A 14,912-nucleotide genomic window follows, 5' to 3' on the forward strand; every position below is an offset into this window, starting at 1 on the left:
AACCATTGCGCGGTGCAAAATGTTACCGCAAAGCACAAATTCGTCGCATCGAGGACAGGGATGGGAAAACTCTTGACTCCTGGAGTGTCGCAATGGTTTGTTAGCGAACTCAAAGCGCTTTGAATTTTTGCGCATTGTCGTCTGCCCGGCGGGATCCGGGTTCATCTTGGGAGGAGAAGGACGTGAAGAGATCATTGCTGTTGGGCGTGGCGGCGTTTGCCCTGTTGGCAGGTGCTGCAGGCGCCGCGGACCTCAAGTTCAAGCCGGGTGAAGACAAGAAGTTCAACTGGGCAAGCTTCGAGGAATTCAAGAAGGGCCACGACCTCAAGGGGCAGACGCTGACCATCTTCGGTCCGTGGCGCGGCGAGGACGAGGCTCTGTTCAAGAGCGTCTATGCCTATTTCACCGAGGCGACCGGCGCGGAGATCAAGTATTCGTCCTCGGAAAACTATGAGCAACAGATCGTCATCGACACCCAGGCCGGCAGCCCCTCCGAAATCTCGATCCTCCCGCAGCCGGGCCTGATCGCCGATCTCGCCTCCAAAGGCTACCTGACGCCGCTTGGCGACGACACCCAGAAGTGGCTGCTCGACAACTATGCCGCCGGGCAGTCCTGGGTCGATCTTTCGACCTACAAGGGCAAGGACGGCAACGCCGCGCTCTATGCGTTTCCCTACAAGATCGACGTGAAGTCGCTCGTCTGGTACGTGCCGGAAAACTTCGAGGACGCCGGCTACGAAGTGCCGAAGACCATGGAAGAGCTGAAGGCGCTGACCGAGAAGATCGCCGCCGACGGCGGCAAGCCCTGGTGCATCGGCCTGGGTTCCGGCGGCGCGACCGGCTGGCCGGCGACCGACTGGGTGGAAGACCTGATGCTGCGCACGCAGCCGGCCGACGTCTATGACAAGTGGGTCAAGAACGAGATTCCGTTCACCGATCCCGCCGTCGTCGGCGCGCTCGACGAATTCGGCTGGTTCGCCAAGAACGACAAGTTCGTCGATGGTGGTGCCGCAGCCGTTGCCTCCACCGACTTCCGCGACAGCCCGAAGGGCCTCTTCGCATCGCCGCCGAAGTGCTATCTGCACCACCAGGCATCGTTCATCCCGTCCTTCTTCCCGGAGGGAACGGTGATCGGCGAAGATGCCGACTTCTTCTACATGCCGCCATACGAGAGCAAGAAAGACCTCGGCAATCCGGTGCTCGGCGCCGGCACGCTGGCGATGATCACCAAGGATTCGCCGGCCGCACGCGCCTTCATCGACTTCCTGAAGACGCCGATCGCGCATGAAGTCTGGATGGCGCAGACGAGCTTCCTGACACCGTACAAGAGCGTCAACGTCGAGACCTACGGCAACCCGCCGCTGAAGAAGCAGGGCGAGATCCTCTTGAACGCCACCACCTTCCGCTTCGACGGTTCCGACCTGATGCCGGGCAAGATCGGCGCGGGCGCGTTCTGGACCGGCATGGTCGATTTCGTCGGCGGCAAGTCGTCGGCCGACGTCGCCGACGGCGTTCAGAAGGCCTGGGACGCCATCAAGTAACACAACCGATGACGGGCGGCAGAAATGCCGCCCGTTGCCGACCCGGGCACGCCTGAGCGGGACGAGGAAAATTGTATGCGGTTTTCCGTTCGCTTCCCGCTCTTAACGATGAGAAGTGGCGGGCCCCAATGAGAACGGCGACAATCGCCAGCCCTGCACGTGATCGTGCACCGGGGGGAGGGACATGTCATGTTGTTTCAGCTTGTGAAGGCTGCAGGGTTCATGCTGGGCGGGGTCATCGGCTGTGCCGCCTATTTCTGGGGAACCAGTTTCATTCTCGACCTGATCTTCCCGTCGAAAGGGAAATCCGGTGCCGTCGCCTCAAGGAACCTGCGTATCACCAACGCCATCCGCCCGTGGCTGTTCCTGGGGCCGGCGCTCCTTGCGCTGACGGTGTATCTTATCTATCCCGTGTTCATGTCGCTCTGGTACAGTGTTCATGATCGCGCGGGACAGAACTTCGTCGGCGCCAGCAACTATGCCTGGATGGTCAATGATGGCGAGTTCCGTCAGTCGATCTACAACAACTTCCTCTGGCTGCTGGTGGTCCCCGCGCTCGCAACCTTTTTCGGTCTTATCATCGCTGCGCTGACCGATCGTATCTGGTGGGGCAATATCGCCAAGACGCTGATCTTCATGCCGATGGCGATCTCCTTCGTCGGTGCCGCGGTCATCTGGAAGTTCATCTACGATTTTCGCCCCGAGGGGGCGGAACAGATCGGCCTCCTGAACGGGATCGTCGTCGCCTTCGGTGGCGCCCCGCAGGCCTGGATCACGCTGCCCTTCTGGAACAATTTCTTCCTGATGGCGATCCTCGTCTGGATCCAGACCGGTTTCGCCATGGTCATCCTGTCCGCGGCGCTTCGCGGCATTCCCGAGGAAACGATCGAAGCGGCCGTCATCGACGGCGCCAATGGCTGGCAGATCTTCTTCAAGATCATGGTGCCGCAGATCTGGGGCACGATCGCCGTCGTCTGGACGACCATCACCATTCTGGTTTTGAAGGTCTTCGATATCGTTCTCGCCATGACCAATGGCCAATGGCAGAGCCAGGTGCTCGCCAACCTCATGTTCGACTGGATGTTCCGCGGGGGCGGTGACTTCGGTCGCGGCGCGGCGATCGCCGTCGTCATCATGGTCCTCGTCATTCCGATCATGGTCTGGAACATCCGCAATGCGGCCAAGGAAATGAAGGGGCACTGAGATGAATCCAGCGACACGCTCCCCCCTCATGTGGATCGTCCACCTCTCGGTGCTGCTGATCGTCGCGCTCTGGACGCTGCCGACCGCCGGCCTGTTGATCTCGTCGCTGCGCGACAAGGATCAGCTTGCCGTTTCCGGTTGGTGGACGGCGCTGTCGACATCGTCGCAAAACATCGTCGTCCGGGCGCCAGGTCCGGACACGCAGGTGGAGCGCGACGGCAAGTTCGTGATTTCTGGCAACCTGCTCGACGGACAGACCGGTCAGATCTCCGCTTTCGGCTTTTCGAGCCGCGAGCCGACCGCGTTTAAGGCCGGCGAGACCGCCGAACTCAACGACGGCGAAAAGCTGACCGTTCAGGCGGATGGCAGTTTCGAGATCGTCTCCGACAAGAAGATGGAGGGTTCGCGCGGCCAGCGTATCTTCGTCACGGCGTCGTCACCGCCACGTTTCACCTTCGACAATTATGCCGAGGTGCTGGGCGCCGAAAACATCGGCCGGTCCTTCATCAACTCGCTGACCGTTGCCGTTCCCGCGACGATCATCCCGATCATGATCGCTGCCTTCGCAGCTTATGCGCTCGCTTGGATGCCGTTTCCTGGCCGGGCGATCCTGATCGCCGTCGTCGTCGGCCTGCTGGTCGTGCCGTTGCAGATGTCGCTGATCCCGCTGCTGAAGCTCTACAACGGCGTGGGTGCCTTCTTCGGTGTGCCGGCCAAGACCTATGTCGGCATCTGGCTTGCGCATACCGGCTTCGGCCTGCCGCTTGCGATCTACCTGCTTCGCAACTACATGGCCGGCCTGCCGCGCGAAATCATGGAATCCGCCCGCGTCGACGGCGCCAGCGATTTCGATATCTTCGTCAAGATCATCCTGCCGCTGTCCTTCCCGGCGCTGGCCTCCTTTGCGATCTTCCAGTTCCTGTGGACCTGGAACGACCTCTTGGTCGCGATCGTGTTTCTGGGCGCAGGCCCCGACGAACTGGTTCTGACCGGCCGGCTCGTCAACTTGCTCGGTTCACGCGGCGGCAACTGGGAAATCCTGACGGCTTCCGCATTCATCACCATCGTCGTTCCGCTGATCGTCTTCTTCAGCCTGCAGCGCTATCTCGTGCGCGGTCTGCTGGCGGGATCGGTCAAGGGCGGCTGACAAAAGGGACTTTCGACCAAAATGAGCATGACCGAAATGAGCCAATCCACGTTACAGCCTGACCGGGACTGGTGGCGCGGCGCGGTGATCTACCAGATCTATCCGCGCTCCTACCAGGACTCGAACGGCGACGGCATCGGCGACCTCAAGGGCATCGTTGCCCGGCTGCCGCACATCGCAGCACTCGGTGCCGATGCCATCTGGATTTCTCCGTTCTTCACCTCGCCGATGAAGGACTTCGGCTACGACGTCTCCAACTATACGGACATCGATCCGATCTTCGGCAGCCTTGCCGATTTCGACGCCGTGATATCAGAGGCGCACCGCCTCGGCATCCGGGTGATGATCGATCTCGTGCTGTCGCACACCTCCGACCAGCATCCCTGGTTCGTCGAAAGCCGGTCGAGCCGGGCGAACGCCAAGGCCGACTGGTACGTCTGGGCCGACTCGAAGCCGGATGGCACCCCGCCCAACAACTGGCTGTCGATCTTCGGCGGCTCGGCCTGGGCCTGGGATCCGACCCGCCTGCAATATTACCTGCACAACTTCCTGACCTCGCAGCCGGACCTCAACCTGCACAATCCGGACGTTCAGGAGGCGCTGCTCGGCGTCGAGCGATTCTGGCTCGAACGCGGCGTCGACGGTTTCCGTCTCGACACCATCAACTTCTACTTCCACGACAAAAAGCTGCGCGACAATCCGGCGCTGGCGCCCGAGCGCCGCAATGCTCAGACTGCCCCGGCGGTGAACCCCTATAACTATCAGGAACATCTCTACGACAAGAACCAGCCGGAGAATCTGGACTTCCTGAAGCGCTTCCGCGCGGTCATGGACGAGTTTCCGGCGATCGCGGCGGTCGGCGAAGTCGGCGACAGCCAGCGCGGTCTCGAGATTGCCGGAGAATACACTTCCGGCGGCGACAAGATGCATATGTGCTACGCCTTCGAGTTCCTGGCGCCGGACCCGCTGACGCCGGCCACCGTCGCCGAGGTTCTCCGCAATTTCCAGAAGGCCGCCCCCGAGGGCTGGGCCTGCTGGGCCTTCTCCAACCACGATGTCGTGCGCCATGTCAGCCGCTGGGGCGACGGTGTCGCCGATCGCGACGCGCATGCGAAGCTGCTCGCGAGCTTGCTGATGTCGCTCCGGGGATCGGTCTGCATCTATCAGGGCGAGGAACTGGCGCTGACGGAGGCGGAACTTGCCTATGAGGATCTGAAGGATCCCTACGGCATCCAGTTCTGGCCCGATTTCAAGGGCCGTGACGGCTGCCGCACGCCGATGGTCTGGGACGGTGCGAAGGTAAACGGCGGCTTCGGCAGCGCGAAACCCTGGCTGCCGGTGCCGACGGAACACCTGGCGCGTGCCGTATCGGCGCAGCAGGGCGACCAGGCGTCTGTTCTCGAACATTACCGCCGGTTCCTGCAGTTCAGGAAAGCCCATCCGGCTTTCGCCAAGGGCGAGATCGAGTTCCTGAGCACGGACGGAGAGGTCCTCGCCTTCGTGCGCAGCTACGGCAACGAGAAGCTCTTCTGCCTGTTCAACATGAGCGCCACACCGGCGAAGGCCAACTTGCCGAACGAGCCGGTTGCCGCGTTGGAAGGACACGGCTTCGTCGCAGAGGTCAAGGACAGAACGGTGAACGTGCCGGCCTGGGGCGCGTTTTTCGCGCGGCTGGTCTGAGGACCGAGTTATGACAGCAAGGACAGACGGGAAGAACCGAAGGGGAGGGTGTGATGACAGGTCTGCTGCTTAAAGATATCCGCAAGTCCTACGGCGCGGTCGATGTCATTCATGGCATCAATCTCGACATCAAGCAGGGCGAGTTCATCGTCTTCGTCGGCCCTTCCGGCTGCGGTAAGTCCACGCTGCTGCGCATGATCGCCGGTCTCGAAGAGATCACCGGCGGTGACATGTTCATCGACGGCGAGCGGGTCAACACCGTGCCGCCGTCGAAGCGCGGCATCGCCATGGTGTTCCAGTCCTACGCGCTCTACCCGCACATGACGGTCTACGACAACATGGCCTTCGGCATGCGGATTGCCAAGGAGACGAAGGAGGAGATCGACCGCCGCGTGCGCAACGCCGCCGAAATCCTGCAGCTCACCAAATATCTCGACCGGTTGCCGAAGGCGCTGTCCGGCGGCCAGCGCCAGCGCGTCGCCATCGGCCGCGCGATCTGCCGCAACCCCAAGGTCTTCCTGTTCGACGAGCCGCTCTCGAACCTGGATGCGGCGCTTCGTGTCGCCACTCGCATCGAGATCGCCAAGCTCAGCGAGCAGATGTCGGATACGACGATGATCTACGTCACCCACGACCAGGTCGAGGCGATGACGCTCGCCGATCGCATCGTGGTGCTGTCACAGGGCCACATCGAGCAGGTGGGGGCGCCGCTAGAGCTCTACGAGCGTCCGGCCAATCTCTTCGTTGCCCGCTTCATCGGCTCGCCGGCGATGAACATCATTCCTTCAACTGTTACCGCCACCGGCGCGCAAACGACGGTGAAGCTGACCGGCGGCAAGAGCGTGACGCTGGATATCCCGACAGACTCATCGCAAAACGGCAAGACGGCGAGCTTCGGCGCGCGGCCGGAAGACCTGCAGGTCACGACTGGCGAGGACTTCCTGTTTGAAGGCACAGTCTCCATCGTCGAGGCGCTCGGCGAAGTGACGCTGCTCTATATCGAAGGGCTCGTCGACAAGGAGCCGATCATCGCCAAGATCCCCGGCATCCTGTCGGTTCATCGCGGCGACAAGGTGCGCTTCACCGCCGACAAGGCCAAGCTGCACCTCTTTGACGCCGATGGGCGCAGCTATCGCGCCTGAGTGACGATACCGATCTCGCGCTTTTCGACCCGCCCGAGAAATCGGACGGGTTTTTTCAATGCAACCTGCAGATCAAACCCTCTGTTAAATCTCTGCCGCTATTCTGTCTCAAAAGGGGATAGGAAAGGCATATCGATGAGAGGCGCGACGCCTGTAATGCAGCGGCACTTCCTGAACAAGGAAGAGTCCTTCATGTACGATCGGGAAGCGAACTTTCCGATGGAGGACACACGGAACGAGGCGCGCATCGAGTATACCGAGAAGGGCATGACGCAGCTAAGCTCGCGGCGCTGCGAAATCATCAAGCTGTCGAAGAGCGGTGCCGTCCTCAGCATTCTGACGCAGTACCAGCTTCCGCAGAACTTCTATCTCGATATCCCGAGTGCCCGCATCCAGATGATCGGCTGCCTGCTGAAGCGCGTGCATGCCAACAACGTCATCGAAGCACGGTTTCTCCGGCTGCTGACTGACCGCGATCTCAATCGCATCTTCGTCTACAGCACCCATCCGAATCATCGCAACCGGACGCTCGACATCTACCGTTAACCAGTGACCTCGGGCTTGACTGTCCCGCAGAACTCAATGGATGGTTGTGTTCTTCGTCAACGGATCGGACCATAGCCATGCAGCGACCCTATCGGCTTTCGTGCCATTGCGGCGAAATCGCAGTCGAGGTCGACGAGGAGCTAACCGGCCTCATCGAGTGCAATTGCTCGACCTGCCGGCGCTCCGGTTTCCTGCATTGGAAGGTGGATGCGGCCAAAGTGAAGCTGCTTACCGAGAAGCGTCGCCTGTCGAGCTACATATGGCGCGGCCTCAACGAGGGGCACCATTTCTGCCCGACCTGCTCGACGCCGATCATGCGCAGCGGCTACCCGGACGACAGGATCTCCATCAATGCCCGCTGCATCGAAGGCGTCGATGTCTTTGTGCTGCAGATCGAGCGCTACGATGGCCGCAATGACATGTTCCCCGGTCCGTTGCCGTAAACGGATCGTATGGGCGCACGGATCGCTGCGGCCCCGAAGAAAAGTTCGGCCATAGAAAAAGCACCGCCCCGATCAGGAGGCGGCGCTCTCTACGCCTCAGTGGAAGAGAACGCTGGCGCCCTGGTCGGCAGCACCTGCAATCGCCCGGAACGGCGCGAAAAGCTCGCGCCCCATGCCGAACCCGTTGTTCGAGAGATCGACATGTGCGGGCACACGCGTCTTCAGCGCGATGTCCTCGACCAGTACCTCGATCGTTCCGGCAACGGCGTCAATACGGACGATATCGCCTTCCTGGATGCGGGCGATCGGGCCGCCATCCTTGGCTTCCGGTGTCACGTGGATTGCCGCAGGCACCTTGCCGGAGGCGCCGGACATGCGCCCGTCGGTGAGGATGGCGACGCGCTGGCCGCGATCCTGCAGGATGCCGAGCACGGTCGTCAGCTTGTGCAGTTCCGGCATGCCATTGGCCTTCGGACCCTGGAAGCGCACGACGGCGACGAAATCACCCTCGAGCTTGCCGGCCTTGAAGGCGGCGTTGAGCTCGGCCTGATCATGGAAGATCTTTGCCGGAGCTTCGATGACATGGCGATCCGGCTTGACCGCCGAAATCTTGATGACCGCCTTGCCGAGATTGCCGGTCAGCATCTTCAGGCCGCCCGTGTGCTGGAACGGCTGGTCGATGGTCGCCAGCACCTTGGGATCGGCACTTTCCTTTGGTGTCGGCACGCGCACGACGCCACCATTGGGGCCGAGCTGGACGTCGATCTTGTAGGCGTCGAGCCCCTGGCCGAAAACGGTGCGTACATCGTCGTGCAGCAGGCCGGCGCTAAGCAGCTGGCTGATCAGGAAGCCCATGCCGCCGGCGGCATGGAAGTGGTTCACGTCGGCAAGCCCGTTCGGATAGACGCGCGCCAGAAGCGGCACGATGTCGGAGAGCTCGGAGATATCCTGCCAGGTGAGCACGATGCCGGCGGCACGCGCCATGGCGACGAGATGCATGGTGTGATTGGTCGAGCCGCCGGTCGCATGCAGGCCGACGACGCCGTTGACGATCGAGCGCTCGTCGATCATCTCGCCGGCGGGCGTGAACTCGTTGCCCATGGCGGTGATCGCCAGCGCCCGCTTGGCCGCTTCCTTGGTCAGCGCGTCGCGCAGCGGCGTGCCGGGATTGATGAAGGAGGCGCCCGGCAGATGGAAGCCCATGATCTCCATCAGCATCTGGTTGGAGTTGGCCGTGCCGTAGAAGGTGCAGGTGCCTGGTCCGTGATAAGACTTTGATTCCGCTTCGAGAAGCTCGTCACGGCCGACCTTGCCTTCGGCGAAGAGCTGGCGAACGCGCGCTTTCTCGTCGTTCGGCAGGCCTGAAGTCATCGGGCCTGCGGGCACGAAGACGGCCGGCAGATGGCCGAAGGTCAGCGCCGCGATGACGAGGCCCGGTACGATCTTGTCGCAGACGCCGAGATAGACGGTGGAATCGAACATGTTGTGCGACAGGCCGACGCCTGCGGCCATGGCGATGAGATCGCGCGAGAAGAGCGACAGCTCCATGCCCGGCTGCCCCTGCGTGACGCCGTCGCACATGGCCGGCACGCCGCCGGCAACCTGCGCGACGCCACCCGCCTCGCGTGCGGCTTCGCGGATCAGCGCCGGATAGGTCTCGAACGGCTGGTGCGCCGAGAGCATGTCATTATAGGAGGTGATGATGCCGAGATTGGACACGCGGTCGCCCGCAAGCGCTACCTTCTCGGCGGGGGAACAGACGGCAAAGCCGTGCGCAAGGTTACCGCAGCCGAGTACGCTGCGGTGGGGGCCGCTCGACGCTGCAAGGCGGATGCGGTCGAGATAGGGTTCGCGGTGCGGTTTCGAACGCTCGACGATGCGAGCGGTGATCGAGGCAATGCGGGAATCGGCGGACATGGCAAATCCTGTTCCGGAGCCTTGGGACTCCTCATCTTCATCCAGTCATCGGTCCGGAGCGCGGCGAGCTTGGGAGAGCGCACGTCGCGTCCCGGCATGTTGTCAGAAACACGTGTCCGTTCCGGTGGGGCGCACCACAGGCTGAACGTGTCTCCACTTTGTTATTGGGCCTATTCGACCCAACAGCATTCGATCTACGGCGCCCAGTAAATCTGCACCGGCGATGCCGCACGGCGCAGCATCGCGCGGATCGGCATATCTTTCTCGTCGCCGGCCTCTTCCGCCTTGGCGAGAACGGTCTTCTTGCCTTCGCCCTCGATGTGCAGCACCAGTAGCCGCGCATCCTGAAGGCTGGCAAAGGTGAAGGTCAGGCGGGGTTCGCCGGCGCCTTCCGCCTCCATCGTGATCACCCCGCGCGGCGTTGCCGGGTCGATGGCGCGCGCGAGTTGCGACCCGCCGGGGAAGAACGACGCCGTATGCCCGTCCGTTCCCATGCCGAGAATGGCCACGTCGAACGGTGCGCCGATCGCGGCCGTTTCCCGGCTTGCAAGTTCGGCGGCAGCTTCGGCGGTCGGGGCCGCGTGGTAAAGCGGCAGGAACTTGGCCTCGGCCGCCTTGCCCTGAAGCAGGTTGGCGGCAACCAGGCCGTGGTTCGATCGGTCACTTTCCGGCGGCACGAAACGTTCGTCGACGAGCGTCACCGTTACCTTGTCCCAGGCGATGTCCTTCCTGGACAGCGCCTGGAAGAAAGCCTTGGGCGTTGAGCCGCCGGAAACCGCGATGCTCGCGGCGCCGCGCGTCGCGATGCCGGCAGAAAGTGCACTGCTTACGGCTTCAGCCAGGCCGTCCGCCAATGCCGCGCCGTTTTCGAAGGTATGAAGTTGCGTCGTCATCGGGCACCTATATCGCATCGTTCCAGGTGCGGCCGTCACGCTCGATGAGCGCGATCGACTGGCTCGGACCCCAGGTGCCTGCGGTGTAGCCCTGGACCTGCTGCCCGGTTTCCTCCCAGGCCTTCAGGATCGGGTCGACCCACTTCCACGCAGCCTCGACTTCGTCGCGGCGTACGAACAGCGTCTGGTTGTTGCGGACGACGTCGAAGAGCAGCCGCTCATAGGCGTCAGCATTGCGCACGGCAAACGCCTCGGCGAAGCTCATGTCAAGCGAAACATTGCGCAGGCGCATGCCGCCCGGGCCTGGGTCCTTGATCATCAACGACTGCTTCACGCCTTCGTTCGGCTGCAGGCGGATGACCAACTGGTTGGCCGAGATGCGGCCGGCATTGTTGTCGAAGATCGAGTGCGGGATCTGTTTGAAGGTGATGACGATCTCCGACATGCGGCCGGCGAGACGTTTGCCGGTGCGGATGTAGAAGGGCACGCCGGCCCAGCGCCAGTTGCTGACCTCGGCCTTGATCGCCACGAAGGTCTCGGTATTCGAGATGCCGCCTTCGAGCTCTTCGAGGTAGCCCTTGACCGGGCCGCCGGCCGAAGCACCGGCGCGGTACTGACCGCGCACCGTCACCTGCTCGACATTCGCCGAGGTGATCGGCTTCAGCGCGCGGAGAACCTTGAGCTTTTCGTCGCGGACCGCTTCCGCGTCCATCGAGGTCGGTGCTTCCATGGCGACGAAGCAGACGAGCTGCAGGATGTGGTTCTGTACCATGTCGCGCAGCGCGCCCGCCTTGTCATAGTAGCCGGCGCGGTTTTCGAGGCCGACGGCTTCCGACACGGTGATCTGCACATGGTCGATATGGGCGGAGTTCCACAGCGGCTCGTAGAGCGCATTGGCGAAGCGCAGCGCCATCAGGTTCTGCACCGTCTCCTTGCCGAGATAGTGGTCGATGCGGAAGATCTGCTCTTCGCGGAAGACCTTGCCGATCGTGTCATTGAGTTCGGTCGCTGACGCGAGGTCGCGGCCGATCGGCTTCTCGACGACGATGCGGGTGTTCTTGGTGATCAGCTTGTGATCGCGAATGCGTTCGGAAATGTCGCCGAAGATCGCCGGACCGACCGCGAGATAGAAGGCGCGGATGCGGTCCTTGCCCTCTTCGAGGATCTTCTTCAGTGCATCCCAGCCCTGATCCGACTTGGCGTCCACCGAAACGTAGAAAAGGCGCGCAGCGAACTTCGCGACTTCCTCTTCCTTGTACTCGTCCGCCTTCAGGTGTTCCTTCAGCGCATCGACGGCAAACTTGCGATAGTCCTCATGGCTGAGCGCTGCGCGCGACGCGCCGATGATACGGGTCGGCTCGGTGATCTGGCCTTCCAACTGGCGGTGATAGAGCGCCGGCAACAGCTTGCGCTCCGCAAGATCGCCGGTGCCCCCGAACACCACATAATCAAATGGTTCGACGGGAATGATCTGGCTGCTCATGGGATATCTCGATCTGTTCAGGTCACGGGCACATATAATCTAATCGATTTAAAAGCGCTAGAGTGCGGTGCAATAAAATGCCGCGGAAGCGCGTTTCAGAACCTGTCCCGTAATGCGTACCAGCTTAACGCGAGGAAGAGAAGGGCGGAGCGGAACCGTGTACCACCGGGAAAAGCGGGGATTTTCAGGGCTTTCAAGAGGTCGAGCTCGGTGTCCTTGCCGAGCGCGAGATCCGCATAGAGCTTGCCGCAATAGTTGGAAAGCATCACGCCGTGGCCGGAATAGCCGCCGATCGAGGTGACGCCGGGCATGACCTCGCGGCAGAAGGGCGTGCGCGGCATGGTGATGCCGACGGAGCCGCCCCAGGCATGGGTGATCTCGATATTGGCGAGTTCCGGATAGATCTCGCTGATCTGCCGGCGGATGTGGGTCGAGATGTCGCGCGGGTTGTCGGCGGTATAGGCCTCGCGGCCGCCGAAAAGCAGCCGCCCGTCCCGTGACTTGCGGAAATAGCGCACGACGAAGCGCGAATCATCGACCGATTCACCGCCGGGTATGACGGTCGGGTGGTCGGAAAGCACCGTGGTCGCGCCGATGAAGGAGCGGATCGGCATGACGTGGCTGGCGCTCACCGGCTCCAGGTTGCCGATATAGGCATTGCAGGCGACGAGCACGCGATCGGCGGTGATTGTGCCACGGTCCGTGGTGATGACGATCGCACCGCTGCTGCGATCGATCTTCAGGGCTTTCGTCTGCTCGAAGAGATTGGCGCCGGTAAGGGCGGCCTGTTTCGCGAGACCGACCAGAAGCTTCATCGGGTGGATGTGGCCGGTGCCGGCGTCGCGGATGCCGAAGTGGTAATGGCTCGATCCGAGCCGGCTTGCGGTTTCCTCGCGGCCCATGAAGGACAGATGCGGATAGCCGAAGCGCGTTGCCATGGCTTCCGCATGGTCGCGGTAGTCTTTTTCGAGAGCCTTCTTGTGGCCCACCGAAAGCTGGCCGGGCACGAATTCGATGTCGATGTCGTGCGTGCTTGCGAAGTCGAGCACATAGCGCTTGGCATTCTCGGCCATGTCGAAGAGTGCCTGTGCCCGCTCATGACCGAGGCTTTCCTCGGTCTCGTCCGCCCAGGCGCGCTGCCCGGTGCCGAACTGGCCGCCATTGCGGCCAGAGGCACCGTCGCCGAAGCGGCAGGCGTCGATCAAGGTCACATCGACGCCTTGGCGCGCCAGGTTGTAGGCAGCCTGCAGCCCGGTATAGCCGCCGCCGACGATCGCGATGTCGGCTTTCCGCGATCCCGGCATGGCAGGATACTCCGGTCGATCCGGAACCGTTGCCTCATACCAGGAATAACCGGGCGAGATCGGGCTTTGCCAGGGCATGGAGAACCTCTGAGATCAGACGTTGAGAAGCAGGAATTCGCGTTCCCAGGGGCTGATGACCTGCATGAAGGTCTCGAACTCGCCGCGTTTGACGCCGGCATAGATGGCGATGAACTCGGGGCTCAGCACATCCGCAAGCGATGGTGCCGATTCCAGCAGGGCGACGGCTTCGAGCAGGCCGCGCGGCAGGAGGATCTCGCCTTCGTTCGCCGTGTCCTCGGTCGGTGCCGTCGGCTCGCGCTGTTCGATGATGCCGAGATAACCGCAGGCGAGCGAGGCGGCGAGCGCCAGGTAGGGGTTGGCATCCGAGCTCGGCAGCCGGTTCTCGATGCGCCGGGCGATCGGTTCCGACACCGGAATGCGGAAAGCCGTTGTGCGGTTGTCGTAACCCCAGGCGGTGTTGACCGGCGCCGACATGTCGGGTGTCAGCCGGCGATAGGAATTCACGTAGGGCGCCATCATGACCAGCGTACGCGGCACGTAGTGCTGCATACCGCCGATGAAGTGGAAGAACTCCTTCGATGCCGAACCGTCCGGGTTCGAGAACAGGTTCCGGCCGGTGTTGATCTCGACCACCGACTGGTGGATGTGCATCGCCGAACCCGGCTGGCCCTGCATCGGCTTGGCCATGAAGGTCGCGTAGATGCCGTGCTTCAGCGCCGCCTCGCGGATCGTGCGCTTGAACAGGAACACTTGGTCGGCAAGCTCGATCGGGTCGCCGTGGCGAAGGTTGATTTCGAGCTGGGCCGGGCCCTCCTCGTGGATCAGCGTGTCGATCTCGAGGCCCTGCTTTTCGGAGAAGTGGTAGATGTCGTCGATCAGTTCGTCGAACTCGTTGATGCCGGCGATCGAGTAGCCCTGGCCGCCAAGGATGGAGCGGCCCGAGCGGCCTTTCGGCGGATGCAGCGGATAGTCCGGGTCGTCGTTCTGGGCGACGAGATAGAACTCGATTTCCGGTGCCACCACCGGCTTCCAACCCTTCTGCCTGTAGAGATCGACCACCCGCTTCAGCACGTTGCGCGGTGTATAGCTGATCTGTTCGCCCTGCGAGCCGACGATGTCGCAGATCACCTGCGCCGTCGGGTCGGTTTCCCAGGGCACGACCGAAAGGGTCGAAAGGTCGGGTACGAGCTTGATGTCGCTATCGCGGGAATCGTAGCGGAACTGCCCGGTTTCATCAGGATATTCGCCCGAAATCGTGTGACGGTAGATCGCCGAGGGCAGTGCCAGCGAGGTGTTGGAAGTGAATTTCGAGGTCGGCATCATCTTGCCGCGCGGCACGCCGGCGAGGTCGGGCGTGATGCATTCGATGTCTTCGATGCCGCGTATCTTGAGCCAGTCCGTGGCTTCCTTCCAGGTCTTCACGCCGCGGAGGGAGTGCAGGGCGGGGGGGATTTTCGAGGTTTTGCTGATTTTCGTTGTTTGTTGGGCAGCACTTCTCTTGGAGGGCATAAATCACCGGTTTTGGCTTCGGATAGCGCATCATAACCGTAGATTGGCAATTGGCTAGATGGGCTTCGTCATTGACTTTCGTC

Annotated in this window: 12 protein-coding genes; 7 read left to right on the forward strand and 5 right to left on the reverse strand. The window is 62.2% G+C overall.

The genetic code is table 11. The features are described 5' to 3' along the window. Positions 1-182: 182 nt before the first annotated feature. The 7 genes from AC1Z3V_RS20505 (at position 183) to AC1Z3V_RS20535 (ending at position 7,702) form a co-directional block, all read left to right on the forward strand. The gene (locus AC1Z3V_RS20505) at positions 183-1,541 is read left to right on the forward strand and encodes an ABC transporter substrate-binding protein (RefSeq protein ID WP_429812465.1); all 1,359 of its coding nucleotides are present in this window, start codon (positions 183-185) and stop codon (positions 1,539-1,541) included. Between the two features lie 189 nt (positions 1,542-1,730). Next, entirely contained in the window at positions 1,731-2,744 is a 1,014-nt protein-coding gene (locus AC1Z3V_RS20510; RefSeq protein WP_483501374.1) for a carbohydrate ABC transporter permease, read from the forward strand. A gap of 1 nt (position 2,745) precedes the next feature. Continuing rightward, a complete protein-coding gene (locus AC1Z3V_RS20515; RefSeq protein ID WP_429812460.1) occupies positions 2,746-3,891 on the forward strand; it encodes a carbohydrate ABC transporter permease in 1,146 nt (381 codons plus the stop codon). 21 nt (positions 3,892-3,912) lie between these two features. After that, on the forward strand, positions 3,913-5,571 hold the full coding sequence (gene bglA / locus AC1Z3V_RS20520; protein WP_483501375.1) for a beta-galactosidase BglA: 1,659 nt from the start codon (positions 3,913-3,915) through the stop codon (positions 5,569-5,571). 53 nt (positions 5,572-5,624) lie between these two features. After that, positions 5,625-6,713 carry an ABC transporter ATP-binding protein gene (locus AC1Z3V_RS20525; protein WP_483501377.1) on the forward strand — a complete coding sequence of 363 codons (1,089 nt, stop codon included), beginning with the start codon at positions 5,625-5,627 and terminating at the stop codon, positions 6,711-6,713. 135 nt (positions 6,714-6,848) lie between these two features. Then, positions 6,849-7,259 carry a hypothetical protein gene (locus tag AC1Z3V_RS20530; RefSeq protein ID WP_483501378.1) on the forward strand — a complete coding sequence of 137 codons (411 nt, stop codon included), beginning with the start codon at positions 6,849-6,851 and terminating at the stop codon, positions 7,257-7,259. Positions 7,260-7,336: 77 nt separating this feature from the next. Further along, positions 7,337-7,702: a GFA family protein gene (locus AC1Z3V_RS20535; protein WP_429812452.1), complete on the forward strand. Its 366-nt coding sequence runs from the start codon at positions 7,337-7,339 to the stop codon at positions 7,700-7,702. A gap of 96 nt (positions 7,703-7,798) precedes the next feature. Here the strand turns inward: AC1Z3V_RS20535 and edd are convergent, their stop codons facing one another. The 5 genes from edd to AC1Z3V_RS20560 form a co-directional block, all read right to left on the reverse strand. Beyond that, the gene (edd, locus tag AC1Z3V_RS20540) at positions 7,799-9,619 is read right to left on the reverse strand and encodes a phosphogluconate dehydratase (protein ID WP_483501380.1); all 1,821 of its coding nucleotides are present in this window, start codon (positions 9,617-9,619) and stop codon (positions 7,799-7,801) included. 194 nt (positions 9,620-9,813) lie between these two features. Further along, positions 9,814-10,512: a 6-phosphogluconolactonase gene (pgl, locus tag AC1Z3V_RS20545; protein ID WP_483501381.1), complete on the reverse strand. Its 699-nt coding sequence runs from the start codon at positions 10,510-10,512 to the stop codon at positions 9,814-9,816. Positions 10,513-10,519: 7 nt separating this feature from the next. Beyond that, entirely contained in the window at positions 10,520-11,995 is a 1,476-nt protein-coding gene (zwf, locus tag AC1Z3V_RS20550; protein ID WP_429812444.1) for a glucose-6-phosphate dehydrogenase, read from the reverse strand. A gap of 95 nt (positions 11,996-12,090) precedes the next feature. Continuing rightward, positions 12,091-13,377: an NAD(P)/FAD-dependent oxidoreductase gene (locus AC1Z3V_RS20555; protein ID WP_483501383.1), complete on the reverse strand. Its 1,287-nt coding sequence runs from the start codon at positions 13,375-13,377 to the stop codon at positions 12,091-12,093. Positions 13,378-13,392: 15 nt separating this feature from the next. Continuing rightward, a complete protein-coding gene (locus AC1Z3V_RS20560) occupies positions 13,393-14,829 on the reverse strand; it encodes a glutamine synthetase family protein (protein ID WP_429812440.1) in 1,437 nt (478 codons plus the stop codon). Positions 14,830-14,912: the final 83 nt, after the last annotated feature.

It is taken from the genome of Ensifer sp. 38_S197, from assembly GCF_056924495.1.

Excerpts from the sequence above, each read along its gene's own strand:
- AC1Z3V_RS20560 (WP_429812440.1), bottom strand. The coding sequence starts at position 14,829 with ATGCCCTCCAAGAGAAGTGCTGCCCAACAAACAACGAAAATCAGCAAA.
- bglA (WP_483501375.1), top strand. The coding sequence starts at position 3,913 with ATGAGCATGACCGAAATGAGCCAATCCACGTTACAGCCTGACCGGGAC.
- pgl (WP_483501381.1), bottom strand. The coding sequence starts at position 10,512 with ATGACGACGCAACTTCATACCTTCGAAAACGGCGCGGCATTGGCGGAC.
- zwf (WP_429812444.1), bottom strand. The coding sequence starts at position 11,995 with ATGAGCAGCCAGATCATTCCCGTCGAACCATTTGATTATGTGGTGTTC.
- AC1Z3V_RS20525 (WP_483501377.1), top strand. The coding sequence starts at position 5,625 with ATGACAGGTCTGCTGCTTAAAGATATCCGCAAGTCCTACGGCGCGGTC.
- AC1Z3V_RS20555 (WP_483501383.1), bottom strand. The coding sequence starts at position 13,377 with ATGCCCTGGCAAAGCCCGATCTCGCCCGGTTATTCCTGGTATGAGGCA.
- AC1Z3V_RS20515 (WP_429812460.1), top strand. The coding sequence starts at position 2,746 with ATGAATCCAGCGACACGCTCCCCCCTCATGTGGATCGTCCACCTCTCG.
- AC1Z3V_RS20510 (WP_483501374.1), top strand. The coding sequence starts at position 1,731 with ATGTTGTTTCAGCTTGTGAAGGCTGCAGGGTTCATGCTGGGCGGGGTC.
- AC1Z3V_RS20535 (WP_429812452.1), top strand. The coding sequence starts at position 7,337 with ATGCAGCGACCCTATCGGCTTTCGTGCCATTGCGGCGAAATCGCAGTC.
- edd (WP_483501380.1), bottom strand. The coding sequence starts at position 9,619 with ATGTCCGCCGATTCCCGCATTGCCTCGATCACCGCTCGCATCGTCGAG.
- AC1Z3V_RS20530 (WP_483501378.1), top strand. The coding sequence starts at position 6,849 with ATGAGAGGCGCGACGCCTGTAATGCAGCGGCACTTCCTGAACAAGGAA.